This window comes from Nonomuraea helvata (assembly GCF_039535785.1).
Taxonomy (GTDB): domain Bacteria; phylum Actinomycetota; class Actinomycetes; order Streptosporangiales; family Streptosporangiaceae; genus Nonomuraea; species Nonomuraea helvata.
Genome location: NZ_BAAAXV010000012.1, coordinates 517,940 through 544,061 on the forward strand (window position 1 = coordinate 517,940; position 26,122 = coordinate 544,061).

Below are 26,122 nucleotides of genomic sequence, written 5' to 3' on the forward strand. Positions count from 1 at the left end.
GTCATCGTCGCGCTCACCCAGAACGGGCCGTAAGCACCAGGGGGTGGCCAGCGCCCGGCGCAGACCACCCCCGACGATCACCGCCTACGCCACCTCCTCCACCGAGCGCGGCGCAGGGCTTGTCAGGGCGTCAGTCCCAGTTCACGCAGTTGCGCGGGCCGCAGCGGCCGCCAGCCGCTGGTGTCGAGCTTGGCCAGCTCCGCCTCGACATCCACATTGATCACCCCGAAGAAGTTGATATTGTCGCTGTGCCCGGGCGAGATGTGCGACAGGATCTCGTCGCTCGCCTCCCGGCCCTGCGAACGCAGCTCCAGCACCGCACTAGAATAATATTCGGTCGTCCGGGCGACCACCGAGTTGGTCAGCAGGGTCAGGCACCACGCCTGCTCGGTCTGCTGCTCCAGGTGCGGGCGGGTGATTGTGCCCTGCTGGGCGTAGTGCAGGTCGCGGCGCAGCGCGTGCAGGCTCTCCCCCTTGTTCAGCTGCCGCGAGATCTTCCTGCGGAAGGCCAGGTCCGACAGGTACTTGGCCAGGTGCACGGTCCTGCGCAGCATGCCCCACTCCTTCAACGCGGCGGCCAGGGTGTTCTGCCGGGAGGCGGCCGACCACTTGCCGACGATCAGGGAGGCGGTGGCCTGGCCGTACTTCAGCGACCCGGCCATCCGCAGCAGGTCCGGCCAGCAGCCGGCCACCAGATCCTCGTTCCAGCGCGCGCCCAGCAGCGGCCCGGCGTGCGGGTAGCGCTTGGCGATCTCGGTCGGGGTGTCGTCCCGTACCAGGGTGACCCGGGTCAGGTCCCGCAGCCGCGGGGTGAGCGCCTTGCCGACCAGGTCGAACAGCGCAAAGTTGATCAACGTCGCTCCGTGACTGTCGGTGGCGTGCTCGGCGATCGGAAGATCGGTCGCGTTGCCCAGGAAGTCGTCCAGGACGTAGTGCGCCTCCCGCGCCGTCGGCACGATGATCTTCGTGCCGTACGTCGACCACTGATCGGAGACATGGGTGTACGTGGAGAGCACCTGACCGCCGTGAATGACCATGGTCCGGCCGCTCAGGGTCTTGCCGCGGACGGGGAACCGCTGCCCGTCGGATGAGCTCATGGTGCCGCCGCCGAACACCTTGGCCAGCTCCAGGCCGTAGTGGTGGTCGACGATGACCGTGTTGGCCTCGCGCAGCGTCTCCTCCCGCACATACCACTCCATCGTCCAGGCCAGCACGTCGTAGGACACCCCGCAGGCCTCCGACATCCGGGCCAGGCCCAGGTTCGTGGACATCGCGATGAGCACAGCCAGGATGTTGCGCTTGGTCTCCACGGACGTGGTGAGCTTGCGCCCGCCGGCGTGAGTGAAGCAGTCCAGGAAGTGCGTGCGGGCGTCCAGTTCGATCAGCAACGAGGCGATCGGCGCGAACGGCAGCATCGCGGCCAGCTCGTCCTTCAGCGCCTTGGCCTCGGCCGGTACGTCCTCGGCCGACAGCGGCGGCACCACCAGATGCTCGTCCTCATCCAGCCGGACCATGCCGGTGTCGTCGGGTGCGGCGCTGGCCAGGGTCTGCTCCAGCTCCTGCAGGGCAGCGTGCAGTTCCTCCTTGCCCTGTTCCAGCGCCTCGGCCGCGTTCGGCGGCTTGCCCACCAGGCGGCAGTATTCGCTTCGTCGGGGCGCCCACTGCTCGGGCGTGTACAGGTAGGTGGCCGGGTCGGCGTAGCGGCGCGAGCCGGGCACGAACACATCCCCCGAGCGCAGCCCGTCCCGCTGGCACAAGATCACGCACAGTTCCCAGAAATGGCGGTAGGCGGTGTCTTCCCCGGACTTGCGGGCCTTGGCCAGGTAGTCGGCGTACTTGGTCGGCACGAAGCCGGTCGGCGCCCCCGCGGGTACCTTCCGGCCGCCGAGCCGGTTCATCTCCTTCAAGATGGCCACCGCCTCCATCAGCTCGGCCGTGCCCGGCCCGCCCTGGAAGTCGATCGCGGCCAGCACGTTCGGGGTGAACTGGCGCAGGTAGGTGTAGGAGGACTCCAGCTCCGACAGCCGACCGTGATCTCTGGGCAGCGGCTTCCACGCATCGGAGGTGATCTCCCGCAGCCGCTGCATGCCGATCCGCTCGCGCAGCATCCCGCCCACCTCATCGTCCGGGATCGACGGGTCGGCCAGCACCGGCAGGATCGTCTCCATCACCAGTTGCCGGGCCTCGCCCTTCTTGGCCCGCTCGACCAGCGCCTCGTCCGTCTTGGACTTCGCCCGCGACTCGCGAGCCGACACGGCTTGGTCGAACAGGGCCACCACCTCATCGAGCTGGTCGACCGCGGCCTGGGCGACGAACGCCAGCAGGATCGGGAATTTGCGCTCCTTGCGCCGCTCCAGCCCCTGGTTGGTCGAGCGGCGTGCGACCTGGGCCAGGAACCGGCGGCGCTCGTTCGGCAGTACCGATACATCCATCTGGTGGGCGTCGATCGCGCGCAGCCAGGTCAGTTTGTCGATCGCGGTCTTCACCGAGGTCGCCGAGGCGTCCCGGGCCGGGCTGACCAGCCACTCCAGCCGGGTCATCCCCAGCCCCGCATCCACCACCAGCATCCGCTCCAGATCGGCGCGGACCTCCGCCGTCAGCAGGTGCCCCACCAGCTGCGAGGTCAGATCGGAGGCCGCCTTGCGGGCCGTGCCGACCATCTTGGCCAAGATGAGCGCGCCGGGCCGGATCACCTTGGCCGCCATCAGATACTCGCGCGCCAGGTTAAACAGCAACGTGGGCGAGTCGTGCTCCATCGCCCGGTCCAGCAGGAACTGCTCCAGCTCCTTCATCGCCTGGCTGCCCGCCGGAGCGGTCTGCCACTCCAGGTACTTGGCGATCAGGCCCAGATGGTCCGAGCGGGTTTGATCGCGCTTGCCGTACAGCCGCAGCGCCGCCGACGCCACGCCCAGCCGCTCCGCGACCCGGGCCACGGCCGCCGGCGGCGCCGAGGCCACATCGTCGGGCACGAACCCGAGCCACGGCAGAGTGCAGAGCTGGACCAGCATGCCCAGCCGATCGACAGGGCTCCGCCCGCCGGGACTCACGAACGCCGCGTCAGCCGCCGTCGGCGTGAAATACCGGATCAACTCATCTGCGCTGATCTCCGGGAACGAACGCAGCTGCTCCTCGGAGAACATCTTCTCTGACAACGCACCACTCCACGTGCCGTTCCGGACAAAACCGGAACGAACGTAGCGGCAGTGATCATCAACCCGCCACAGGAGGTCAACTCCTCCATTCCCGCAGGTCAGACGCTACTTCGTTGAAAATTTCGTCATTGCCACTGGGACCCCAAGGGGTGATCACAGCGGCTTCGGCAGGATGACGAACCCGCCGTTGCTGTGGAACCGCCCCGCCTGAACGTCCGAGTCTCAGGGCACGGGGCTCTTACCGCCATGGCAGTGACTCTCCGACCTCATATAACTACTCTGAGTGTTCAATCAATTGCATTCAGTGATTGTTCTGGAGGGTCAATGCGTCTCCCCTGCGACACGCGGCACTTGCCGTGGCGCTCCTGGCCACCCCCCTCACCGCCGCCGGGCCCGCCCAGGCGCAAGCAACCCGCCACGCCGCACCCCGCCCCTGCTGCGAGCGACTGTGGCTGACCTGACCGTCGCCACCGAGAATCGGGAAGGCTACAAGCGCACCAGCTTCAAGCACTGGGTTGACGCTGACGGGGACGCCTGCAACGCCCGCCAGGAGGCTTTGATCGCCGAGGCCATCGACGCCCCCGAGGTCGGCGCGAAATGCGCCCTGGCCGAGGGCGTCTGGTATTCGTACTATGACGATCAAATCGTGACAGATGCGTCGAAACTGGACGTTGATCATCTAGTCCCGCTGGCCGAAGCCTGGGACTCCGGCGCGTCGGCCTGGGATGCGGCCCAGCGCGAAGCCTACGCCAACTACCTCGACGCCCCCGAGCACCTGGTCGCCGTCACCGCCCGCTCCAACCGCCAAAAGGCCGACCAGGACCCCGCCGACCGGCTGCCGATCGAGACCGTCCGCTGCCACTACATCGCCGAATGGACCACGGTCAAACGCCAGTGGAGCCTGACCGTCGACGAGAGGGAGAAACAGGAACTGACCTCCATCGCCGCCCAGTGCCCAAACGCGCCGCTGCCCACGCAGCCTGCCCGCTGACTTCCTAAGGAGTAAGGCCACATGCCCACCCTCCGCAAGGCCGCCGCCATGGCGGCACTGGCGATGGCCGTTACCGGCCTGCCCCTGCCCGCTGCCGCCGCGACCGCTCCACCAGCCGCAGCCGACTTCCCATGCCCGCCCGTGCTGGGCATCTGCGCCTACGACGTGGACGACAACCTCAGGGTGCTCTACGACGACGAAGCCGACATCATCCCGCCCATCGTCCGGGCGGCCAACTACAGCAGCGACCCCTGGTGCTTCTACAACTGGTTCGGTTACGGCGGCGACCGCCGAGAACTCGCCCCAGGGCAGGTCGCCGACGACTTCGGCTTCATCATCCGCGCCGCTCGACGCGGACCGTGTGACTGACTGACACGGCGGCCGAAAGCCTCCGGCTCGCGAAGCGCGGCCTCCCCCGACCGGCCGGGCAGTCCATAGCCAACAAGATGCCGTTCCTGGCCGCCGCGATGGCCGCCGAGATGGAGCGCGCCGCTCGACGCTGTACCGGGCGCTGGAGGGCGCCTTCGCGACACACCACTCATCTGACGAGAAACCCACCGAATCTCCAGTGGCCCCGAACACCGGAGTCAGGCATTCGTTTCCGTTCTTCCACGCCCCCGGGGGCCGACTCAAAAGACGGCTCCCACTCACAGTGAAGGAACAGCAGTGAGCGCTATCTTCCCGCAGCATCCCGGCAGCGTTCCCGCCGCCCCCCGCCGCCTCTGCCACCCCTGTCGCCCGCGCCGTGCCGGGCATGCCGGTCGTGTTCTGGCACTCCTGGCGCTGAGCGCGACAGCCCTGGCCGTTCCCGCACCCGCCCAGGCCCAGGCAGCCGAGCAGGTGGCGGTGTCCTTGGGGGACAGCTTCATCTCCGGCGAGGCAGGCCGGTGGTGGGGTAACAGCACGGTGTCCGCCGCTGCCGGCTGCACCCGCGGCGGAACCGACCGGGCCGCTTATCGCAAGCATTTGATCTGCCGCTACGACCCCCAGCGGGTGTATGACGGCACCGCCGTGCACGGAGAGGGCACCGGATGTCACCGCTCCGATGTGGCCGAGATCACCGGGCTGGGCCAGGCCGCGCTCACTCCGGTGAACCTGGCCTGTTCAGGGGCGGAGACCCGGCACGTCATCAGCGAGGCGTTCAAGGAGAACACCGCCCCCCAAGCCGAACTACTTGCGCAGGTTGCCGCCACCCAACAGGTCAAGGTGGTCGTGCTGTCGATCGGCGGCAACGACCTCGAGCTGTCCGGAATGCTGCGCCGCTGCGCCGAGATGTACATCGCGGGCGACAAGAACTCCTGCGCCTCCACAGGCGAGGGCGACCGGTTTCTCGCCGCGCTACCGGCGGTGGAGCAGCAGGTGACACTGGCGGTGCAGAAGATCCGCCAGGTGATGAGCCAGGCATCGGCCCGTTCCACCGGCTACCGGCTGATCCTGCAGTCCTATCCCTCTCCGGTGCCCTCCTCGGCCCGGGTGCGCTACGGCGAGGGCGGCGGCGGCAAGACCGCCAAGCGTACGCTCGTGGGGGGCTGCCCCCTGTGGGACGCCGACTTCGACCTGATGCACGACACCCTCGCACCCGCGATCGACGCCATGCTGCGGCGGGCCGCCACCGCGACCGGTGCGGAGTTCTTGAGCCTGCTCGGTGCCGTGGAGGGCCACGCGCTGTGCGAGCAGGGCACACGCCAAGCCGGCCCGCTGGACGACGCCACCGAACTGGGCGACACGATGGAGTGGATACGGTACGGCACCGCCGGCGCAAGGATCAGCCAGGGACACCAGCAGGAGGCCATGCACCCCAACGCGTTCGGCCAGCAGGCGCTCGGCCGCTGCCTGCTGGCCCGCTACCGCAATCCCGGCACCCAGCCCTGCGACGCGGGCGCGCCCAGGAGTCAGACGTGATCCCCCGCACAGCCAGCGATCGGCCAGGTGCTGGCAAGCATCCGGTACTTGGCGCCAGTGGCGGTGATCCTGGTAGACATGGCGGCGATGGTGACGCTGCGGTGCGCGCCGAGGTGCGCTCCGCGGTCTGGGAGGGGCTCTCGCCCGGGAACGGCGTGAAGGTCCTGGTCTGTCGACGACGACAAGGGTGCGACCGAAGAACTTGACGGCGGGCGCCTCGATCGTTACTTTTGCCGATCAACACGCGTAACGCTTCGTTTTAGCTTTTCCACCTCATCGAAGAAAATCGGTGCACCTCCTATCCACAGAATTGGCTCCGGCCAGACAGGGCCGACGCCGAGCCCGCGGACTTCCGTCCACTCGACCGGTCGCTCCGGGCCGCACCAGCCCCCGCGACTGTGGCGGGCACCGACGTGCCCGCCGAAGACGTCGCAGTCAGCCTGTGCGACCCGGCCCACGACACCCGGCTGCTGCGCCAGTGGACTCCTGAAGGCGCCACCACACGCGGCATCGAACCCCTGATCGACACACTCCCCTCGTAAGGCACAAGCAGTGAGAACACCTGTCATGCCCTCGACCGGTACCCTGCAGCCGTTGGGAATGGACGAAGTCCGAATAAACGGCGGCCATTGGAGCAAGCGGCAGACGGTCAACGCCGAAGGAACCATTCAGCACTGCCTGCGCTGGCTCGAGGCGCTCGGCTGGACCGCCAACTTCGACCGCGCCGCCGAAGGGAAGGAGTTCGAGCGGACCGGCCCCCAATTCTCCGACTCCGAGGTCTATAAGCTCGCCGAGGCCATGGCCTGGGAGATCGGGCGCACCGGAGACGCAGGCCTCGAAGCGCGGTTCGTCAAGCTGACAGCACGCATCAGCGCTGCGCAGCACGAGGACGGCTACCTCAACACCGCCTTCGGCAACCCCGGCCAACCGCCCCGCTACTCGGACCTCGAATGGGGCCACGAGCTGTACTGCTTCGGCCACCTTCTCCAGGCCGCCGTCGCACGGCTGCGCAATCACGGTGAAGACGCGTTCACGGCGATTGCCCGCCGCGCCGCCGACCACGTGTGCAATGTGTTCGGGCCCGGCGCCGACGAACGCATCTGCGGCCACGCCGAAATCGAAGTGGCCCTGGCCGAATTCGGGCGCGCCACCGGCGAAGCCCGCTACCTCGAGCAGGCCCGGCTCTTCATCGAGCGCCACGGCCGGAAGACTCTCCCGGAGAAGGGCGTTTTCTACCAGGACGACGTGCCGGTGCGCGAGGCCGAAGTGCTGCGCGGCCACGCCGTGCGGGCCCTATACCTCGCCTCGGGCGCGATCGACGTAGCCATCGAGGCTGGCGACGCCGACCTCCTCGATGCTGTGCGGGGCCAATGGGACCGCGCCGTCGCCCGCCGAACGCACCTCACCGGCGGCATGGGTTCCCAGTACGCGGACGAGGCATTTGGCCGCGACTTCGCGCTCAACCCCGCCGAGGCCTACTCCGAGTCGTGCGCCGGCGTCGCCGCGGTCATGACCGCATGGCGCCTGCTCCTCGCCACCGGCGACACCCGCCACGGCGACATGATCGAGCGGATCGCCTGGAACGTCCTCTCCGGCGCGGTCGACCCCGACGGGAAGTCGTTCTTCTACGCCAACCCGCTCCACCAGGTCACCGCCGACCCCGAACCGCCGCGCGACGGCGCCCTCCCGCACCTCAGCGCGGGCGGCCGCCGCGGACACTGGTTCGAAGTCTCCTGCTGCCCGACCAACCTCGCTCGCACCTTCGCCCAGTTCGCCGCCTACATCGCCACCGCCGACGACCGCGGCGTCCAACTCCACCAGTACGCCCCTGCCGCGATCGACACGGTCGTGGCCGGCTCGCGCTTCGCGCTCACCATGACGACCGCCTACCCGGACGACGGGACGGTCATCATCCGAGTGGAGGCCAACGACGGCGGCGAGCGCACCGTGTCGTTCCGAGTGCCGCACTGGGCCGAAGGCGCCACGGTAACCAGCCCCGACGGCACGGCCCGCCCCGCGGCTGCCGGCGAGCTCGCCGACGTCACCGCCGCATTCGCTCACGGCGACGAGATCCGCCTCGACCTGCCGCTCGCGCCGCGCTGGACCTATCCGGACCCGCGCATCGACGGTTTGCGCGGCTGTGCCGCAGTCGAACGCGGGCCCGAGGTGTGGTGCGTCGAGAGCGTCGACCTCCCCGAAGGAGCCGACTTCGCGGACCTTGCCGTCGACACCACTGCGCCGCTGACAGTGCGTGACGGACGCGTCAAAGTCCGCGGCCGCATCAACGACCGCGCCGCCGAGTGGCCGTACGGGACGGCCGCGCCTCGACCCGAGGGCGAACCCGTCGAGATATTGCTGGTGCCGTTCCGGTTGAGGGACACGAGAGGCGCGGCCGCCATGAGGGTCTGGATGCCCATCAGCTGATCGAGTAGGAAGCCGGTGCGGCCGACACTGCGGGCGCATCCGCCTCTTGTCGATCCGGGCGTGTCCGGACGGAAGTCCAGAGACGAGTGCCTCCGCATCGTGTTGTAGCCGCGGATCCAGGGTTCGACCTGGAACCGAGCCTCCCGCGCGGTTGCGAAGGTCCGGCGTCTTTGCAGGACTTCGCGTTTGAGCGTGGCGCTGAACGACTCCGCGAGGGCGTTATCGGCCGATTATCCAGCTAATGACGCTGGTTCTGGGCGTTGGCCGGTTAACGTTTTCAGCTGACCCGGGTAGTAAGTCGGCGGAGTTGCTCTTCGTGGCGCCGGACGCGTGCAGCGACGGCTTCCAGGGCGGTGTGGAGGTTTCGTATTTCCTCGAGGAGGCCGGTGAGGGTGCCGTTGGTGGCGGCGCGGCGGCGGTTTTCCTCGATGACAGCGCGGAGGCTGGGGCTGCGGTAGAGGGTGGTGCGGCCTAGCCCGGTGAGGTGGGCGACGGCGATGAAGGTGACAGGCGCCTTGGGGGGTGCGCGTGGGCAGAAGCCGCCGGCCATTCTGGATTTGATCAGTGGAGTGTCCTTCCAGTCCTTGCCGCCGGTGATGTCGGCCAGGGGCAGGTGGACACACCCCCGGGAGGCGGGGTGCGGGCTTGTTGTTTGGCCAGGTCGAGGGCTCGTTCGTATTCGGAGCGGACGGTGGTGTCGAACAGTCGTCCATAGCGAAGGCTCATCTCGGCGGAGGCGTGTCCGAGCAACGCCATCAACGCCTGCAACGAGACCCCGGCGTTCACCAGGGCCGTGGCGTAGGTGTGGCGGAGCTGGTGGGAGGTGATGTGACCAAGCCCGGCTTGCTGAGCGGCGCGATCGAGTTCGGCGCGGACGGCGCCTTGGCCGAGGCAGCGGCCGTGGTGGATGAACAGGAACTGCGCCGGATGCCGGTAGCGGGGATGCGGCATGGGTCTGCCATGCGTTCGGAGCTCGATGATGCGGTCGATCAGGCCGAGGATCTCCTCATCGAGGGGGACCATGCGTTCGGTCTCCAGCTTCCCGAGGCCGATCTTCAGCCAGCTGCCGTGGCCGTGGTCGCAGTCTTATGTCCTCGCCATCGCGCGCACGACCCCGGTCGACGCCTGCAAGGAGATGGCGGGTGATCAGGTCGAGGTCGGTGCGCTGCAGGAGGTGCGGGGCGCTCTACGGGCTCGTTGACCTGGGCAAGCCGTTCACGCGGTCTGTCGGCGCTTCATCGGTGTGTCGTGGTTTTGGTGCGTTGAAGGGGGGTCAGGGGCGTCGCCGCCGATGAGTGGAGGTGTTTCCGGTCGCCCCGGCGACAATCTTGCGCTGGCATCGCCACCTGATAGCACGCAAGTGAGCGTTTCATGGTGTCCTTCCGGGATGAGCGCGGATGCGGGACCGGTCCCCACCCGGGGCGTAGAGCCCCGCGGACGGACCGGGGTCTGACTGGCGAGGCCGGAAACGCGGAGCGCGTCGCAGCGGGCGGCCCTGTTCACCGCTCCTATTCGGGCAGGGCGATGGCCACGGTCTCGTAGCCTGGCGCCGTGACGCGGACGGCTTCGGGCCGGTCGGCGATCACGACGAGCTTGTCGCCGCTCGCCCAGGTCCGGTACCAGTTGTCGGCCTCGCCGGACACGGTGACTTCAGCGTCACCCGGGAACCGCCGGTCGGTGGTGTACGGCTTCACCCCGGTCATCCATGCGGCCGCGCCTTCGAGAGTGCGGAGCTGGACGTCGGGGATGCGGCCGGAGGCATCGGGTCCGACGTTGAGCAGCAGCCGGCCACCACGGGAGACCACGTCCGCGTAGTGCTTCGCCAGCTCGCGGGGGCTGAGGGTGAGCGATTCGTCCTCGACACGGTTGTAGCCGAAGGAGGATCCGAGTCCGCGGTTATGCTCCCAGCCGGTGCCGGTCTCGTGGTCGGCGTGCATCGAGTACTCGCTCGTGCGGTAGTCCCAGACGTCGGCGCCCCATCGGTCGTTCACGATCCCGTCGGGGACCGCGTCGCGGTAGTAGGCGATCAGGTCGACGAGCGAGCCGTCTTCCTTGCCCGCCTCGGGCCATTCGATGTCGTTCCAGAGCACGGAGGGCGCGTAGCGGTCGATCAGGTCCCGGACGTGCGCGGTGGCGTAGGCGGCGTAGGCTGCGTCGTTGGGGCGGAATCGCCAGATGTCGTCGGCCTCCACGATCGGCGGGTTGTCGGTGATCGACCAGTCGAGGCCGCCGGAGTAGTAGACGCCGAAGCGCATACCCTCCGCACGTACGGCCTCCGCGAGCGGGCCGAGCAGGTCGCGCTTCGGGCCGCGGTCGACGGTGTTGAAGCCTTCGCTGCCGGGGGCGTCCCACAGTGTCACCCCGTCGTGGTGCTTCGTGACGGGCACGACGTAGTGCGCCCCGAGTGCCCGGAACAGCCGCGCCCATGCGGCGGGGTCGTAAGCTTCGGCCTTCCACCGGTCGAGGAAGTCCTCGTAAGGCGCCGACCCGTAGACCTCTGCATGGTGCGCCGCCGCCGGCGACCCTTCGATGCGGATCGTGTTCGCGTACCACTCGGCATAGGAGGAGTGCTTGAACCACCCGCCTTCGGGCTCGGGCTCGCCTGCCACATGTTCCGGCTCGGCCCAGGCGGGAACCGCGTACGGTCCCCAGTGGATGAAAATGCCCAGGCTCGCCTCCTTCGCCCATCCGGGCAGGCTCTCGCGGTGGGTTCCGGTCATGATCGGCTCTCCCTAACGTGGTATTCAATCCAGTCAGGCCGAATGTGGCCGCTGGCGCCGGCCTTCGGCTTGGAGGCCGCCCCGCGTCGCACGGGGCGGCCTGCTTCGTCGGCGATGTCACCGTAGATCACGCCGCGTGCTGACAGATAGACGCGGCCAAAGATGTGCGGGTCGCCGGTGATAGCGGACCCCGCGAAGGCCCACTGGTGGTCGTCGTCGTTGATGCGCACCCAAGTGGCGCCGCCGTCGGTCGAGCGGAAGATGCCGTCCTGGCCTGCGACCGTGGCCGAGGTGTAGATCGCCGGGTAGCCCCCGCGCTTCGCCTCATGCCGTGAACCGTGCGCGGCCTTGCCGACGCCGACACCGATCGCCAAGTCGATCGCGCTGATGCGCTCCCAGGTCACGCCGCCGTCCGCGGAGCGCCACAAGCCGGTTGCGATCTCCGCTTTGTCGCTGCGCCCGGCGAGCCAGACGTGGCCCTCGCGGCCTGGGACGACTCTGAAGTCGTCGACGCCTTCGGCGGGCAGGCCGGTCGCTCCGGTGTCGGAGAACGTCGCGCCAGCGTCGGTGCTGCGGTAGAACGTGCCGCCGGCGAAGGCGTACAGGACCGACGGGTTGACACGGTCGGACCGGATCCGGGCCCCTGCCCGAAGGCCCTGGACCGGGTTCCAGGTCGCGCCCAGGTCGGTGCTGTAGACCGGGGTGATGTCGGTGTTGCTGGGGGACCACAGGAGTGCGGTTGCGTCGGCGCTGATCGCGACGACGCCGGAGCCGCCGCCGGGACGCCTGCGAGTCGCGCCGCGGACTTCCAGGTCTTGCCGCGGTCGGAGAAGACGATGACGTGAGCGTCCACGTCCGCGTTGACTTCGCCGCTGCCGACGATGACGTCCGGGTTGGACTGGGCGTAGTCGAGGCTGCTGCCGGCCCAGCCGGAGCGGATCATCGGCCCGGCCCGGTCGAGGTCGGTGTGGACGAAGCCGCTGACGTCGCCCATGGCGGAGACGAGGGTGCCGCCGAGAGCGGCGATGTCGCGGACCCAGGTCTCTTCGACGCCTTGGGCCCGCACGCCGACGGTGAACTGCTCGATGGGCAGGGCGATCCGCTCGCCGGCCTCGTTATGGCCGATCAGCTCGCCTTGGGTGTCCCACCGCGTCAGTTCCTCGGTGCCCCAGATCATGGCGCCGGTGCCCCACATGATGCGGTCGGCGGCGCAGGTCGCCTTGCTAAAGCGCTGGCGGGAGAAGCACACGTGGGAGCGGCATCGTTCGGTCCAGCCGTGGGCGGCGGCGCCGATATGGGCCTTGTCACAGTGCTGACAGCGGATGAGTCCGGACAGCAGACAGTCGGACTCGGTGATGACCGTCGCACGGCTAACCCGTCGGCCGTCAGGGTGACGCCGTCTTCGCGTCGCTTCCAGGTGATCGTTTCCATGCGCGTGCCCCCTGTTCAGGTGAAGAGGAAGGTCGCGAGGCGGACGTCGCCCCGCAGCGTGATCCGCAGGTCGTGGACGCCCGCCAGGGGTGAGCCCAGGTCGCCTGCGACGCTCACCCAGGCGTACCGGCCCCCGGTCGGCGGGAGCGGGATCTCCGCCAGCAGCACCTCGCCGGCCCAGACCTCCAGCCGCCCCTCGCCCAGGGCGGCGACCTCGGTTTCGACCCGGACCGCGCCCGTCAGATCGCAGGAGCGGAACAGCAGCGTCGCGGGATGGTCGTGGCGTGCGGGCGCGACCGCGTCTCCGGTGGTACGGTCGGCGTCGACCACGGTGATGCCCGTGTAGTCGTCGAAGTCCGCGGCCAAGGTGCGCCGGTCGACGACAGCGCGGGGCCCGGGGACGGAACCGTCCACGGCGATCGTCGTCCCGAGAACCAGCTCACCGGCGGAGCGGCCCACCAGCACTTCGTAGTCGCCGGGGTCCACGGCGAAATCGCCGGTGGCCACGTCCCAATGAGCCAGGTGCTCGGCTGACAGCCGGAAGATGAGTTCGCGGCTCTCGCCGGGAGACAGCGAGACCTTGCGGAAGTCGGCGAGCCGCAGCCGGGGCGCTTCGTAGCGGGCGTTCAACGCGCGGACGTAGAGCTGCGCCACTTCCGATCCCGGCCTGCTCCCGGTGTTCGTCAGCCTCACCGAGACCTCCTCGGAGGAGACCCGCAGGTCGCTGTAGGCGAACTCGGTGTAGGAGAGCCCGTGGCCGAAGGGATACAGCGGGTCGGCCCGGTGGTACTGGTAGGTCCAGCCCGCCTTGATGATGTCGTAGTCCAGGGGATCGGGAAGCTCGCCTCGGTACCACGTCTGCGGCAGCCGCCCGCCCGGGTCGGCCGCGCCGAGCAGCACGGCGGCCAGCGCCCTGCCGGTCTCCTGCCCGCCGTGGGAGGTCCACACCACGGCGGGCAGGTGCTCATCGGCCCAGTCCAGGGCGTAGGGGTAGCTGCTCATGACCACGAGCGCGGTCTCGGGGCGGACCTCGGCGACCGCGCGCAGCAGAGCCTCCTGCCCCTCGGGCAGCGCGAGGTCCCGGCGGTCCTCGGTCTCGCGGCCGTTGATCAGCGGGTGATTGCCCAGCACCACGACGGCCACGTCGGCGGCAACGGCGGCGGCGCGGGCCTCGGCCGTACCGTCGTGGAGCAGTTCGCGCTCGTAGCACTCGGCGTCGGCGGCGGATGAGGCGGTGAAGCGGCCGTCGGCCGCGGCGTAGCGGCCGGTGCGAACGTTGCGGAGCAGCACGCCGCCTGGAGCGGGTTCGAGGTGGAAGGTCTCGTTGACGAACCAGGTCTTGATCACCTCCCGGTCGGCGGCCAGGGAGCCGTCCTCCTGGAGGCTGTAGTAGCGGCCGGTGTCGGGATTGCGCAACGTCAGCATCCCGGCGCCCCAGTCGGTGACATCGGCGACCAGCTCGGCACCCGAGCGCGAGCGCAGCGCGATCCGGTCGCAGCCCTCCACGCGGACGACCTCGCCGAGCGCCTCCTCCAGCGCGTCGGCGACGCTGATCTGGTACGGCATGGTGCCGCTGTACCAGTCCTCGAACAGGGTGTCCCCCAGCGGCCCGATGACGGCCACGCGAGGGGTGCCGGCCAAGGGCAGCAGGCCGTCGTTCTTGAGCAGCACCACCGACTCGGTCGCGGCGCGCAGGGCCAGAGCCCGGTGCTCGGCGCAGTCGATCACCTCGGGGCCGATGTCCGCATACGGGTCGAGATCGGGGTCGAACTCCCCGAGCCGGAACCGCAGCGAAAGTTGCCGCCGCACGGCGCGGTCGATGTCGTCCTCGTCGATCAGCCCGCGTTCCAGTGCCTCCCGCAGCCGTCCGATCACCACCTCGCTCTCCTCGCCGTGGTCGGTGAAGCTGTCGATGCCGGCCTTGAGCGCGGCGGCGTGGGATTCGGCGTGGTCGTCGAAGTAGTGCTCCAGCTCGACCAGGTTGGAGGGTGCCTCGGCGTCGCTGACCACGAAGAGGTCCGGGTTCAGGCGCCGCAGCTCGGTCTCTATGAGCGGGCTGACGTGGCAGGGACGGCCGTTGACCAGGTTGTAGGCGGCCATCACGCCGGTGGCCAGGCCCCCGGCGACGATCGGCAGGAATGCCGCCAGGTCGTATTCCCGCAGCACCCGGGGGCGCAGGCCGGAGGAGGTGACGCACCGGTCGTCCTCGTTGTTGTAGGCCAGGAAGTGCTTGAGCACCGGTGCGGCGCGCAGGTAGGACGGGTGGTCACCGACCAGTCCCCGGCAGTAGGCAGCACCGAGCCGCGCGGTGTGCATCGGGTCCTCGGAGTAGCCCTCCTCGTTGCGTCCCCAGCGCGGGTCGCGCAGCAGGTTCACCACGGGCGCCCACGCCTGCAGACTGTTGGCGCCGGAACCGATCGCGGGCGGGCGGTGCCGGTGGAAGGCGCGCAGCTCGACGGATACGGCCTCGGCGACCAGCCGTACCAGATCTTCATCCCATGTCGTCCCCAGGCCCACTGCCTGCGGGAACACTGTCGCCACGCCCAGCCATCCCACGCCGTGCAGGGTTTCGGTGCCGGTGCGGAAGGGGGCCACGCCCAGACGTGGTATGGCGGGCGCGTATTGATGCAGCATCGCGATTCTTTCGTCGAGCGTTAACCGCCCGAGTAGGTCGTCGACGCGCATGTCCATCGGCAGCATCGGATCGTTGAAAGGAAAGGTATCGCTCACAGGGAAAGCTCACCAGGCAGGAAGGTAAAAGAGATCGAAGCGCATCGACGCTGACACATCCGCAAAACAATGTCAACGCTAACAAGATGGAAAGTTTCTCTTAACGCTTTCCCTTGCGTCTTCCGAAACAGGTCATTAGTCTCACGGCAACATTGAAGCGCTTCGAAGGGCAACCTTCCATGTTGAACCGCAGAGGCTTCCTCGGCGCAGCCGCGATCACTCCCCTGCTCGTCGCTTGCAGCAGCAACACTCCCCAGTCGGCGCAGAAGGTCGGCACGAACTCCAAGGCCGGGCTCAAGGCCGCGCTCCCCGCCTACGTGCCGAGCACCGCCGTCAAGCCGGACATCCCCTCACTCACCGGCTCCGGCGGAGGCGTCACCGACCCGGGCTTCCTGAGCTACCCGGCCGACCCGGTCGCCACCGTCACCGGCGTTCCGGGCAAGGGCGGCAGCTACACCGCGATCACCCCACTCTGGGGCACGGTTCCGCCCGCGAACAACTCCTTCTACCAGGCCATGAACAAGGCCCTGGGCGCCAACCTCACCATGAAGCCCGCCGACGGCAACAACTACAACACCATCGTCCCGCCGATGGCGGCGGCCAAGAAGCTGCCCGACTGGATCCAACTCCCCATCTGGTGGAACACCCCCTTCGGCACCGACCGGCTGGTCGGCACCCAGCTCGCCGACCTGACCCCCTACCTGGCCGGTGACAAGGTCAAGAAGTATCCCAATCCGTGGCCGACTACATGAACCTGGGCAAGGAGCTGACCGACGCCAAGCGTGGCGTGTGGGCCTTCGGCGACGTCTGGACCTACCTCGCCTTCTCCTGGGACCTGCCGCCCAACTGGAAGGTCGAGGGCGGCAAGCTGCTGCACAAGTACGAGCTGCCGCAGCTGCTGGAGGCGCTCGAATGGCACTACCAGCTGGCCAAGTCGGGCTACGTGCACCCGGACGCGCTGGCCGGCCAGAACGCCAACAGCAACGCCCGCTTCTACTCGGGCAAGGAGCTGATCCAGGGCGGCGGCACCGGCGGCTGGAACCTGGCCGACTACCAGTCGGGAGTCGCGGCCCAGAAGAACTACCGGCGTGGCGCGTTCAACTACATCTCCCACGACGGTCAGAGCCCTCCGCGGATGTTCATGGACGCCGCGGCCCGCATCGTGAGCTATCTCAACATCAAGCTGACGCCGCAGCAGATCGAGGAGTGTCTGGCGATCGCCAACTACCTGGCGGCGCCGTACGGCTCGGCGGAGTACAAGCTGATCACCTTCGGGGTGGAGGGCGTTCACTACACGATGAAGGACGGGGTGCCGACGGCCACGGAGGACGGCAAGAAGTTCGTCCAGGCGGCGACCTTCCCTTTCCTCGCGGGACCCGCCGGGGTGATCAGCAACCTCGGAGCCGACCAGGTCACCAAGGACTACGCCGCCTGGCAGGCCGCCAATGTCAACGCTCTCTACAAGCCGGCGTTCTGGAGCATGAACATCAGCATGCCGCAGCAGATCGCCCTGCTGAACACCTCACAGGCCATCGACGACGCCATCGTCAGCTGCGTCCGCGGCAAGAAGACAGTCGCCGAGGTCAAGTCGGTCATCGACTCCTGGAAGAAGAGCGGACTCGACCGGCTCAAGGGGTGGATGACCGAGAACGTGCTCAACAAGTACGGCACGGGCCAGTGAAAGAGAGGCTTCTCCGCGACCGATCATTGCTGATCATGGTCGTGCCGGCGGTCGTCCTGCTTCTGATCTTCAACTACGTCCCGATGGTCGGCGTCATCACCGCCTTCCAGTACTACGACCCGCTGATCGGGATCTGGGACAGCGACTGGGCAGGCCTCGACCAGTTCCAGCAGCTCTTCGCCGACTCGCGCTTCTGGGACGCGCTGGCGAACACGCTCTATCTGAGCTTCGTCCAGCTCATCCTGTTCTTCCCGATCCCGATCGCGCTGGCGATGCTGCTCAACTCGGTGCTCAGCGAGCGGGTGCGCAACTTCGTCCAGTCCGTGGTCTACCTGCCGCATTTCTTCTCGTGGGTGCTGGTCATCACGATCTTCCAGCAGATGCTGGGCGGCGCGGGCGCGCTCAACCAGTTCCTGCGCTCGCACAACCTCGGTACCTGGGACGTGATGACCAATCCGGACACCTTCGCGCTCCTGGTCACCTTCCAGGGCGTGTGGAAGGAGGCGGGCTGGGGGATCATCGTCTTCCTGGCCGCGCTGGCCGCCATCAACCCCGGCCTGTACGAGGCGGCGGCCGCCGACGGCGCCGGACCCTTCCGGCGGATGTGGCACATCACCCTGCCGGGCCTGCGCGGGGTGATCGTGCTGATGCTGGTGCTTCGCCTGGGCGGAGCGCTGTCCGTCGGCTTCGAGCAGTTCCTCATCCAGCGTGAGGCGGTCGGCCACGACGCCGCCGAGGTGCTCGACACGTACGCCTTCTACTACGGCATCGCCACGACGAACTACAGCTTCGGCGCGGCGGCGGGGCTCTTCAAGAGCGTGATCTCGCTCCTGCTCATCTGGGGCGCCAACAAGCTGGCGCACTCCTTCGGCGAGGACGGGTTGTACCGGAAATGACGCAACGACCAAGTTGGCAGGAGCCGCCGGCCCCGGCCGGCCAGTCGGCCAAGGGCCTCACCCTCGGCGGGGTGCTGCTCATGGTGCTGGTCCCGCTCTGGATCGTCGTGCTGACCAGCCTGTCGACCAAAGGCGCCATCAACCGGGCCGGCGGCCTGGTGATCTGGCCCGACGGTCTCACCTTCGAGGCGTACGAGGAGATGCTGACCGACTCCACTGTCCGCACCGCCCTCCTGGTGAGCTTCGGCATCACTATTGTCGGCACGGCGATCTCGATGGTGGTCTCGATCCTGTGCGCCTACGGCCTGTCGCGGTCAAACTCGTTCGGGCACCGGTTCATCCTGGTGCTGCTGATCATCACGATGTTCGTCAGCGGCGGCCTCATCCCGACCTTCCTGGTGGTGACCGGGCTGGGCGGCTACGGGCAGTGGTGGGCGCTGATCCTGCCCGGCGCGGTCTCGGTCTTCAACATCCTGATCCTGCGTTCCTTCTACTCGAGCACCGCGGCCGAGCTGATCGACGCGGCCCGGATCGACGGCGGCAGCGAGTGGCGGATCCTCTGGTCGATCGTCCTGCCCACCTCGCGGGCGGTGACCGCGGTGATCTCCCTGTTCTACGCAGTCGGCTACTGGAACTCCTTCTTCAACGTCATGCTCTACATGCCGACCGAAAGTGAGAAGTGGCCGCTGCAGTACGTGCTGCTGACCTACGTCAACCGCGGCGTCGGCATGCCCGGCTCGGTCAACTCCGGCTTCGGCATGGAGCACGCGCAGACCGCCCCGCTTTCGCTGCAGATGGCCGTGGTGGTCCTGACCCTGGTGCCGCTCGTGATCGTCTACCCCTTCGTGCAGAAGCACTTCCGCACCGGCGTCCTGACCGGCGCCATCAAGGGCTGAACCAATGGTGACCATCGCCGATGTGGCCAAGGCGGCGGGCGTCTCCCCGAGCACGGTCAGCTATGCGCTCAGCGGTAAGCGCCGGGTCTCCGCCGAGATCCGGCGGCGCGTCGAGCGTTCCGTGCGCGAGCTCGGGTATCACCCGAACGCGGGTGCCCGGGCACTGGCGGGCAAGCGCTCGCACATCATGGCCCTGGCAGTGCCGCTCCGCACCGACGTGTACGTGCCGATCATGCTGGAGATAGCCACCTCCGTCACCGTGGCCGCCCGCAAGCATGGCTACGACGTCCTGCTGATCACCAACGACGAGGGCCCCGACGGTATCCGCCGCCTCGCGACGAGCGGCCTGGCCGACGGCGTCATCCTCATGGACGTCGAGCTGGATGACAAGCGCATCCCGACGCTGGGAGACCTGCGGACCCAGGCGGCGCTCATCGGCCTGCCCGACGACCCCCGAGGGCTGTCCTGCGTCGACCACGACTTCTCCGCCGCCGGCGCGCTGTGCGCCGATCATCTGGCCGACCTGGGCCACCGTGACGTCGCCTTCATCGGTTACGGCTCAGGTATCTACCGGCGGCACGCGGGATACGCCGAGCGCACCCTCGCAGGGTTCCGCGCGCGTGCGAAGGAGCGCGGTCTGCGTTTCCTGCACCGTACTTGCGAGGGAACCTATGAGGGCACCGCAGGTACGCTCGGCCGCATCCTGTCCGATAGGCCTCACACGACCGGCTTCGTAGTGCAGAACGAGGGAGCCATCGGGCCGCTGATCAGCCTCCTGCGCACCAGCGGGCGCACCGTTCCCGAGGACGCGTCGGTGATCGCCCTGTGCCCCGAGCACCTGGCTGAGCAGCAGGCACCGGCCCTCACAGCGGTGACCGGCCCGGCGAAGGAGCTCGGCCGGATCGCTGTCGAGCAGGTCGTGTCCCGGATCACCACGTCCATGCGCGGCGAGCAGCCCACGGACGAACTGGTGCTGCTCGCCCCCGCCCTGACCATCCGGGAGAGCACCGGCCCGGCCCCGCAGCAGAGCCGTCCCCGGTGAGCTCATCCCAGCCGCCTCAGACCCGAGGAACCAGGAGCACTCTATGTCCCCGCACTTCCGCGACGGAGCCCGGCTTCCGATCCGAAAGGATCAGGCATGACGACCCGCCACCTGATCGACCGGCTCGGCGGCCTCGCCTTCGGCGGCGACTACAACCCCGAGCAGTGGGACGAACCGGTCTGGAAGGAAGACGACACGCTGATGCGCCGCGCCAGGGTCAACCTGGCCACCGTGGGCGTCTTCTCCTGGGCTCTGCTGGAGCCGGAGGAGGGCCGTTACGACTTCGCCTGGCTCGACGCCCATCTCGACCGGCTCCACGCCAACGGCGTGGCCGTGGACCTGGCCACCCCCACCGCCTCCCCGCCACCGTGGTTCACCCTGGCCCACCCGGACGCCCTGCCGGTCGCACCGGACGGCACCCGGCTCACCCACGGCAGCCGCGACACCTACTGTCTGGCCGCCCCTGCCTACCGCAACGCTGCGGTGCGCATCGCCACGGCCCTCGCCGAGCGCTACGGCGACCACCCGGCGGTCGCGATGTGGCACGTGCACAACGAGTACACCACGCTCTGCTGGTGCGACCACACCGCCGTCGCCTTCCGGGACTGGTTGCGTGCCCGCCACGACTCACTTGAGGCGCTCAACGAGGCGTGGGGCACGACCTTCTGGAGCCAGCGCTACAGCGCCTGGGAGCAGGTGCTGCCTCCGCGGGTCACCCAGTGGCACCGCAATCCCGGCCAAGCCCTGGACTTCCGGCGCTTCTGGTCCGACACGGTCCTCGCCGCGTACCGGGAACAGCGCGACGCGATCCGCGCTCGCAGCGGCCGACCGGTGACGACCAACATGATGCTCCCGGGCTATCAGAACCTTGACCTTTGGGCCTTGGGCCGGGAGGTCGACCTGGTCACCATCGACCACTACCCGAGCGCGCCGGGTCTGGACGCCGCCGCGGACACCGCCTTCGGCGCCGACCGCGCCCGCTCCTTCGCGGGCGGCCGTCCCTGGCTGCTGATGGAGCAGGGCACCAGCACCGTCTACGACGGCGACCGCATTCTGGGCAAGGAGCCGGGCGAGATCCTGCGTCACACGCTCGGCCACATCGCCCGCGGCTCGGAGGGCGCACTGTTCTTCCAGTGGCGGCAGTCCCGTGCCGGGGCCGAGCAGTGGCATTCGGCGATGCTCCCCCACGCAGGCGCGGACAGCAGGATCTTCCGTGAGGTCCAGGCGGCCGGAGAGGCCGTCGCACGTCTTGGCGAGCTCGCGGGGTCGGTGGTCACCGCGCAGGTGGCCGTGCTGCACGACTCGGACGCCTGGTGGGCGCTGGAGGCCGACGGCCTGCCGTCGGCGGACCTCGACTATCACGCGACCCTGCGCCGCGCCCACCGGGCACTGTGGGACGCCGGCGCCACGGTCGACTTCGCCCACCCCGAACACGACCTCAGCCGTTACCGGCTCGTCGTCGCTCCAGCCCTGTTCCTGCTCACCGACGCCGGTGCCGCGAACCTGCGCCGCTACGTCGCAGACGGCGGGACGCTGCTCGTCCAATACTGCAACGGGTTCGTCGACGACCGCCTCCATGCCCGCCTCGGCGGCTACCCCGCCATGCCGCTGCGCGAAGCGCTGGGCATTCGCGTCGAGGAACACCGGCCGCTACGGCGGGACGAGCGGATCGTCCTGTCGGACGGCACACACGGCACCATCTGGAGCGAGTCCCTGCGCACTGAAGGCGCCGAGGCGTTGGTCACCTACACCCACGGCATGCTCGCAGGGAAGCCCGCGCTGACGCGCCATCACTTCGGCGCGGGCCGGGGATGGTACCTCTCGACGCGTCTCGACGATCCGCCGTACGCCGTGCTGATCGGCGGACTTCTCGACGAGACCGGGGTCAACCCCGAACTTCCCGGCCTCGAATCCGTCACCCGGCACGCTCCGGACGGCACCCGGTGGCAGTTCGTCCTGAACCACGACGCCTACGCCGTCAGCCTGCCCGAGCCCGCCCACGACCTGCTGACGGGCGCTCCCGTGGACGAGCTGCCACCAGGCGGCTGCGCCGTACTGAAGCATGGGAAGAGCCAGTGACCAGCATCACTTGGGGCCATGACGCCCTACGACTCGAGATCAGTGACGCTCGCCTGACCTACGTCGGCCCGCCCGGCGGCGAGCGCCACCGAGCGACGCTGCCCCTGCTGGAGGTGATCGCGACCGGGCACGGCCACCACTGGTCCAGCCACCGGCTCATCGACACCGCCATCGGCGCGCGGATGCGCTACCGGCGGCACCACGCCACCGACGACGTGCTCACCGTCGAGCTGCACGACCCGGAGAGCGGTCTTGCCGCAGAGGTGATCTACCGGTCGCCGGACAGTCTGCCTGTGCTTCGCAGCGAGGCGATCCTTCGGAACGAAGGCGAGCACACGCTGATCCTGGAGTCAGTCACCTCGCTCGTGGTCGGTGGTCTCGCCGTGGACTCCACGGACCTGCTGTGGGCCGACAACGACTGGCTCGCCGAATACCGGTGGCAACGCAGGCCGCTGCGCCTCACCTCGCAGGGCGCCGTCTGGGCCTATCCGCAGCCCGAGGACTCGCTGGATGAGGTGGCCTTCACCATGATCAGCGCGCTCCTCGGCCGGATCCACCTGTCCGGCCGCCTCGCGGACCTCGATCCCGACGCCCGCGCCCTCGTCCACGAGGCCGTCGCCGTCTACAAGGCCATCCGGGCCGACCTGCCGCAGGGCGTACCCTCCTGGCCACTCGGCCTCCCCGGCTGGGACGACCCGTGGGTCGCGCTCGCCATGCAGGCCCCGACGGCCACCTATCTCGCCGTCTGGCGGCGTGGGGCCGAAGCCACCCTCCGCCTGCCGTACCCGCACCGCGCGGAACTGCTCTATCCCTCCAGCAGCAAGGCGGTGATCGGGCAGGGTCCGCAGCTCACCGTGACCCTGCCCACCGCTCCGTCAGCAGTGCTGCTCCGCCTCCTATGAAAGGACCGCACGGGGTGTCAGACCTTACCCCCAGTCCAGTCGTCGCCGGGTTCCATCCGGACCCGAGCATCTGCCGTGCCGGCGACGACTACTACGTCGTCTGCTCCAGCTTCGAGTACTTCCCCGGCGTGCCCGTCTTCCACTCCCGCGACCTGGTGCGGTGGACGCAGATCGGCAACGTCCTGGATCGGCCGAGCCAGCTGCGCCTGTCGGCTGAAACCCCCTCGTCGGCCGGGGTCTACGCGCCCACGATCCGCTACCACGACGGGCGGTTCTGGCTGATCGTCACCATCGTGACCGCCGAGGGCCTCAACAACATGCTGTACACCGCCACCGACCCCGCCGGACCATGGTCGGACCCGATCCGGCTGCCCGGCGTCCCCGGAATCGACCCCGATCTGGCCTGGGACGAGGACGGCACGTGCTGGTGCACGTTCGCCGGGGTCGGGCAGGTGCGCATCGATCCGCGGACGGGCGAGACGTTCGGAGAGCCGCACAAGCTCTGGTCCGGCACCCCTGGCGCCGCCGCCCCGGAGGCGCCGCACCTCTACCGGATCGGCGAGTACTGGTACCTGCTTATCGCCGAGGGTGGCACCGAGCGGGGCCACGGGGTGTCGATCGCCCGCGGTCCCGCGCCCGACGGGCCGTTCGAGCCCTGCCCCGGCAACCCGATCCTGACGCACCGCAGCACCACACACCCGGTGCAGAACACCGGCCACGCGGATCTCGTCCAGGCTCCCGACGGATCCTGGTGGATGGTCCTTCTCGGGGTACGGCCCGGCGGGGGCACTCCTGGCTGGCACGTCCTGGGCCGCGAGACCTTCCTCGCCCCAGTGACCTGGGTGGACGGCTGGCCTGTCATCGGCGAGCTCGTGCCCGGCGTGCCGAACGCATCGAACAGGGACGACTTCGACCTGACCGAGCTCCAGGCGTGCTGGATCTCGGTGCGGAGCCGCCCGGCGGAGCTCTGCACCACGAAGGAGCGGGCCGGCTGGCTGACGCTCCGCGCCCGCGGCGCCTCCTTGGACGAGCCCGACGTGACCTTCCTCGGCCGCCGCCCGCAGCACCTGAGGTGGCGCGCCCGCACCATGATCGACCCCGCACAGGGCCGTGGCGGCCTGGCCGTCCGGCTCGACGAGGGACACCACTACGAGATCGAGGCTGGAGACGGGCAGGTGCGGGTAGTCGCCCGCGTCGGTTCGGTGCGGACGGTGGTGGCCGGGCATCCGGCGCCCGCCGGCTCGCTGGTGCTGGCTGTCCAGACGGACGAACCGCTGCCGCCGCACGGCCCGCGCTCCGCGCCCGACGCACTCTCGTTCGGCGTCGAGACCGAGGCCGGCGCCCTCACCGTGCTCGCCTCCCTCGACGGCCGGTACCTCTCCACCGAGGTGGCGGGCGGCTTCACCGGTCGGGTGGTCGGCATGTACGCCGCGACCGGCGCCGTGCATTTCGACTGGTTCGACTACGAGGGCAGGCCATGAATGGGCGGCGCCGAACCAGGATCCGAAGCTGCTCACCACCGCATCCACCCCACGGCGCAGCAGACGCAGTGGCGACTCATGGAAGGGAAGAAATGAGGAAAACCCCCCTCTCGCGCGCGGCGAGCCTCCTCATCGCGCTGATCAGCGTAGTGGGGCTGGTCAGCAGCCCCACCGCGGCCTCGGCCGACAAGGGCGTCCGCAGCGCGATGGACGTCGTGGCGGCGATGCAGCCCGGCTGGAACCTGGGCAACACGCTGGACGCGTTCCCCGACGAGACCTCATGGGGCAACCCGCCGGCCACCAAGGCCCTGTTCGACACCATCCGTGCCCAGGGCTTCCGTAGCGTCCGCATCCCCGTCACCTGGACCGACCACCAGTCCGCCACCGCGCCGTACACCATCGACGCGAAGTGGATGAACCGGGTGAAGGAGGTCGTCGACCTGGCGCTCGCCTCCGGCCTCTACGTCCTGATCAACGTCCACCACGACTCGTGGCAGTGGATCTCCAAGATGCCCACCAACCACGACGAGGTGATGGCCCGCTTCGACGCCTCGTGGACCCAGATCGCCGGCGCATTCCGTGACGCGCCGAGCAAGGTGCTCTTCGAGAGCGTCAACGAGCCGCAGTTCGACAACGCCACCGACGAGGCGAAGATGAGCCTCCTCGCCGAGCTCAACCGCTCCTTCCACGCCATCGTCCGCGGCTCGGGCGGCCGCAACGCCGATCGGATCCTCGTCCTGCCCACCGTGCACACCAGCGCGGACCAGAAGTACCTGGACGGACTCGCCAGCGAGATCACCGCGCTGAACGACAAGAACCTGGCCGCGACCGTCCACTTCTACGGCTACTGGCCGTTCAGCGTGAACATCGCCGGAGTCACCACCCTCGACGAGACGACCCAGCAGGACCTGATCGGCTACTTCGACCGGTCGGCCAAGACCTTCGTCGACCGCGGCATCCCGGTGATCGTCGGTGAATACGGCCTGCTCAGCTTCGACGTGGACCCGAACGCCGTCCAGCAGGGCGAGAAACTGAAGTTCTTCGAGCTGCTGGGTCACCAGGCGCGGATCAACAAGCTCACCACGATGTGGTGGGACAACGGCCAGCACCTCAACCGGCAGACCCTGCGGGAGTGGACGGACCCCGGCCTGTTCGCCCAGATCAAGTCGAGCTTCACCACCCGTTCCGGCACCACTTCCAGTGACTCGATCTTCTTGCCGAAGTCGGGCGCGATCGAAGCCCGGACGCTCACCCTGAACCTGAACGGGACCTCGTTCCGCGGGCTCTGGCAGGGCGCCACCAGGCTTCACCCGGGCCGGGACTACACGGTCTCCGGCGACCAGCTCACGCTCACGGCGGAGGCCCTCACCCGGCTGGCAGGCGACCGGTCCCACGGCGTCAACGCGACGATCCAGGCCCGGTTCTCCTCGGGAATCCCGTGGAAGATCTATGTGATCAGCTACGACACGCCGGTCCTGTCGAACGCGAGCGGCACCACGGAGTCGCTGACCATCCCCACCCGGTTCAACGGTGACCGGGTCGCCACGATGGAGGCCACGTACGCCGACGGCACCAACGCCGCACCCCACGACTGGACGTCCTACAAGGAGTACGGCAGGACCTACTCCCCCGACTACGCCGGCGACTCCATCCGCCTCCTCAAGGACTTCCTTGGCGTCATGCGCGAGGGCGCGCCCCTGACGCTCACGTTCCACTTCTGGAGTGGCGCGAAGGTCACCTACCAGGTGACCAGGTCCGGCGACACGGTCACCGGCATCGCGTCCTGACTCTTCTG

22 protein-coding genes and 1 pseudogene are annotated in these 26,122 nt (G+C 68.8%); 16 read left to right on the forward strand and 7 right to left on the reverse strand.

Annotated features, from left to right (window positions below; translation table 11 throughout):
• Nucleotides 1-122: 122 nt before the first annotated feature.
• Nucleotides 123-3,152, reverse strand: a complete 3,030-nt coding sequence (locus ABD830_RS52805) for a Tn3 family transposase (RefSeq protein ID WP_345003207.1) — start codon at nucleotides 3,150-3,152, stop codon at nucleotides 123-125.
• 448 nt (nucleotides 3,153-3,600) lie between these two features.
• Here ABD830_RS52805 and ABD830_RS52810 point away from each other — a divergent pair, with 448 nt between their 5' ends.
• The 5 genes from ABD830_RS52810 to ABD830_RS52830 all read left to right on the forward strand — a co-directional run bounded on the left by ABD830_RS52810 (nucleotide 3,601) and on the right by ABD830_RS52830 (nucleotide 8,469).
• On the forward strand, nucleotides 3,601-4,143 hold the full coding sequence (locus tag ABD830_RS52810; RefSeq protein ID WP_345003208.1) for an HNH endonuclease family protein: 543 nt from the start codon (nucleotides 3,601-3,603) through the stop codon (nucleotides 4,141-4,143).
• A 21-nt stretch (nucleotides 4,144-4,164) separates the two neighbouring features.
• The gene (locus ABD830_RS52815; RefSeq protein WP_345003209.1) at nucleotides 4,165-4,512 is read left to right on the forward strand and encodes a hypothetical protein; all 348 of its coding nucleotides are present in this window, start codon (nucleotides 4,165-4,167) and stop codon (nucleotides 4,510-4,512) included.
• A 297-nt stretch (nucleotides 4,513-4,809) separates the two neighbouring features.
• A complete protein-coding gene (locus ABD830_RS52820; protein ID WP_345003210.1) occupies nucleotides 4,810-6,045 on the forward strand; it encodes a GDSL-type esterase/lipase family protein in 1,236 nt (411 codons plus the stop codon).
• A gap of 413 nt (nucleotides 6,046-6,458) precedes the next feature.
• Complete coding sequence (locus tag ABD830_RS52825; RefSeq protein WP_345003211.1) at nucleotides 6,459-6,587, forward strand: hypothetical protein; 129 nt, start codon at nucleotides 6,459-6,461, stop codon at nucleotides 6,585-6,587.
• A gap of 58 nt (nucleotides 6,588-6,645) precedes the next feature.
• A complete protein-coding gene (locus tag ABD830_RS52830; protein ID WP_345003473.1) occupies nucleotides 6,646-8,469 on the forward strand; it encodes a glycoside hydrolase family 127 protein in 1,824 nt (607 codons plus the stop codon).
• 131 nt (nucleotides 8,470-8,600) lie between these two features.
• Here the strand turns inward: ABD830_RS52830 and ABD830_RS54595 are convergent.
• A pseudogene (locus ABD830_RS54595) lies at nucleotides 8,601-8,699 on the reverse strand (hypothetical protein); the annotation flags it as partial.
• A gap of 11 nt (nucleotides 8,700-8,710) precedes the next feature.
• Here ABD830_RS54595 and ABD830_RS52840 point away from each other — a divergent pair.
• Complete coding sequence (locus tag ABD830_RS52840) at nucleotides 8,711-8,944, forward strand: hypothetical protein (protein WP_345003212.1); 234 nt, start codon at nucleotides 8,711-8,713, stop codon at nucleotides 8,942-8,944.
• Between the two features lie 86 nt (nucleotides 8,945-9,030).
• On the opposite strand, the gene ABD830_RS52845 is transcribed toward ABD830_RS52840, so the two are convergent.
• Entirely contained in the window at nucleotides 9,031-9,492 is a 462-nt protein-coding gene (locus ABD830_RS52845; RefSeq protein WP_345003213.1) for a tyrosine-type recombinase/integrase, read from the reverse strand.
• Between ABD830_RS52845 and ABD830_RS52850 the strand changes: the two genes are divergently transcribed.
• Nucleotides 9,491-9,670: a hypothetical protein gene (locus ABD830_RS52850; RefSeq protein ID WP_345003214.1), complete on the forward strand. Its 180-nt coding sequence runs from the start codon at nucleotides 9,491-9,493 to the stop codon at nucleotides 9,668-9,670. The genes ABD830_RS52845 and ABD830_RS52850 overlap by 2 nt on opposite strands.
• Nucleotides 9,671-9,977: 307 nt before the next feature.
• Here the strand turns inward: ABD830_RS52850 and ABD830_RS52855 are convergent, their stop codons facing one another.
• The 4 genes from ABD830_RS52855 to ABD830_RS52870 form a co-directional block, all read right to left on the reverse strand.
• Complete coding sequence (locus tag ABD830_RS52855) at nucleotides 9,978-11,189, reverse strand: alpha-L-fucosidase (RefSeq protein WP_345003215.1); 1,212 nt, start codon at nucleotides 11,187-11,189, stop codon at nucleotides 9,978-9,980.
• Nucleotides 11,186-11,593, reverse strand: a complete 408-nt coding sequence (locus tag ABD830_RS52860) for a beta propeller repeat protein (protein ID WP_345003217.1) — start codon at nucleotides 11,591-11,593, stop codon at nucleotides 11,186-11,188. The genes ABD830_RS52855 and ABD830_RS52860 overlap by 4 nt, the downstream gene beginning before the upstream one ends.
• Nucleotides 11,590-12,438 (reverse strand): hypothetical protein, encoded by an 849-nt coding sequence (locus tag ABD830_RS52865; RefSeq protein ID WP_345003218.1) that lies wholly within the window; start codon nucleotides 12,436-12,438, stop codon nucleotides 11,590-11,592. Before ABD830_RS52865 ends, ABD830_RS52860 begins: the two co-directional genes overlap by 4 nt.
• Before the next feature lie 197 nt (nucleotides 12,439-12,635).
• Nucleotides 12,636-15,254, reverse strand: a complete 2,619-nt coding sequence (locus tag ABD830_RS52870) for a glycoside hydrolase family 3 C-terminal domain-containing protein (protein ID WP_345003219.1) — start codon at nucleotides 15,252-15,254, stop codon at nucleotides 12,636-12,638.
• Between the two features lie 275 nt (nucleotides 15,255-15,529).
• Here ABD830_RS52870 and ABD830_RS52875 point away from each other — a divergent pair, with 275 nt between their 5' ends.
• From ABD830_RS52875 to ABD830_RS52915, 9 genes are all read left to right on the forward strand, one after another.
• The gene (locus ABD830_RS52875; protein WP_345003221.1) at nucleotides 15,530-16,102 is read left to right on the forward strand and encodes a twin-arginine translocation signal domain-containing protein; all 573 of its coding nucleotides are present in this window, start codon (nucleotides 15,530-15,532) and stop codon (nucleotides 16,100-16,102) included.
• On the forward strand, nucleotides 16,087-17,031 hold the full coding sequence (locus ABD830_RS52880; RefSeq protein WP_345003222.1) for a type 2 periplasmic-binding domain-containing protein: 945 nt from the start codon (nucleotides 16,087-16,089) through the stop codon (nucleotides 17,029-17,031). The genes ABD830_RS52875 and ABD830_RS52880 overlap by 16 nt, the downstream gene beginning before the upstream one ends.
• Before the next feature lie 35 nt (nucleotides 17,032-17,066).
• Nucleotides 17,067-17,927: an ABC transporter permease gene (locus ABD830_RS52885; RefSeq protein WP_345003223.1), complete on the forward strand. Its 861-nt coding sequence runs from the start codon at nucleotides 17,067-17,069 to the stop codon at nucleotides 17,925-17,927.
• On the forward strand, nucleotides 17,924-18,823 hold the full coding sequence (locus ABD830_RS52890) for a carbohydrate ABC transporter permease (protein ID WP_345003225.1): 900 nt from the start codon (nucleotides 17,924-17,926) through the stop codon (nucleotides 18,821-18,823). Before ABD830_RS52885 ends, ABD830_RS52890 begins: the two co-directional genes overlap by 4 nt.
• A 4-nt stretch (nucleotides 18,824-18,827) precedes the next feature.
• Nucleotides 18,828-19,865 carry a LacI family DNA-binding transcriptional regulator gene (locus ABD830_RS52895; protein WP_345003226.1) on the forward strand — a complete coding sequence of 346 codons (1,038 nt, stop codon included), beginning with the start codon at nucleotides 18,828-18,830 and terminating at the stop codon, nucleotides 19,863-19,865.
• Nucleotides 19,866-19,961: 96 nt separating this feature from the next.
• Entirely contained in the window at nucleotides 19,962-21,944 is a 1,983-nt protein-coding gene (locus tag ABD830_RS52900; protein WP_345003227.1) for a beta-galactosidase, read from the forward strand.
• Complete coding sequence (locus ABD830_RS52905) at nucleotides 21,941-22,846, forward strand: glycoside hydrolase family 36 N-terminal domain-containing protein (RefSeq protein ID WP_345003228.1); 906 nt, start codon at nucleotides 21,941-21,943, stop codon at nucleotides 22,844-22,846. Before ABD830_RS52900 ends, ABD830_RS52905 begins: the two co-directional genes overlap by 4 nt.
• A 14-nt stretch (nucleotides 22,847-22,860) precedes the next feature.
• Nucleotides 22,861-24,327, forward strand: coding sequence for a glycoside hydrolase family 43 protein (locus tag ABD830_RS52910; RefSeq protein ID WP_345003229.1), 1,467 nt, complete (start codon nucleotides 22,861-22,863; stop codon nucleotides 24,325-24,327).
• 92 nt (nucleotides 24,328-24,419) lie between these two features.
• Nucleotides 24,420-26,114 (forward strand): cellulase family glycosylhydrolase, encoded by a 1,695-nt coding sequence (locus ABD830_RS52915; RefSeq protein ID WP_345003230.1) that lies wholly within the window; start codon nucleotides 24,420-24,422, stop codon nucleotides 26,112-26,114.
• Nucleotides 26,115-26,122: the final 8 nt, after the last annotated feature.

Coding starts and splice junctions, on each gene's coding strand:
- ABD830_RS52815 (WP_345003209.1), top strand. CDS start 4,165: ATGCCCACCCTCCGCAAGGCCGCCGCCATGGCGGCACTGGCGATGGCC.
- ABD830_RS52830 (WP_345003473.1), top strand. CDS start 6,646: ATGGACGAAGTCCGAATAAACGGCGGCCATTGGAGCAAGCGGCAGACG.
- ABD830_RS52840 (WP_345003212.1), top strand. CDS start 8,711: ATGACGCTGGTTCTGGGCGTTGGCCGGTTAACGTTTTCAGCTGACCCG.
- ABD830_RS52850 (WP_345003214.1), top strand. CDS start 9,491: ATGCGTTCGGTCTCCAGCTTCCCGAGGCCGATCTTCAGCCAGCTGCCG.
- ABD830_RS52845 (WP_345003213.1), bottom strand. CDS start 9,492: ATGGTCCCCCTCGATGAGGAGATCCTCGGCCTGATCGACCGCATCATC.
- ABD830_RS52855 (WP_345003215.1), bottom strand. CDS start 11,189: ATGACCGGAACCCACCGCGAGAGCCTGCCCGGATGGGCGAAGGAGGCG.
- ABD830_RS52870 (WP_345003219.1), bottom strand. CDS start 15,254: ATGCTGCATCAATACGCGCCCGCCATACCACGTCTGGGCGTGGCCCCC.
- ABD830_RS52875 (WP_345003221.1), top strand. CDS start 15,530: ATGTTGAACCGCAGAGGCTTCCTCGGCGCAGCCGCGATCACTCCCCTG.
- ABD830_RS52885 (WP_345003223.1), top strand. CDS start 17,067: ATGGTCGTGCCGGCGGTCGTCCTGCTTCTGATCTTCAACTACGTCCCG.
- ABD830_RS52890 (WP_345003225.1), top strand. CDS start 17,924: ATGACGCAACGACCAAGTTGGCAGGAGCCGCCGGCCCCGGCCGGCCAG.
- ABD830_RS52895 (WP_345003226.1), top strand. CDS start 18,828: ATGGTGACCATCGCCGATGTGGCCAAGGCGGCGGGCGTCTCCCCGAGC.
- ABD830_RS52900 (WP_345003227.1), top strand. CDS start 19,962: ATGACGACCCGCCACCTGATCGACCGGCTCGGCGGCCTCGCCTTCGGC.
- ABD830_RS52915 (WP_345003230.1), top strand. CDS start 24,420: ATGAGGAAAACCCCCCTCTCGCGCGCGGCGAGCCTCCTCATCGCGCTG.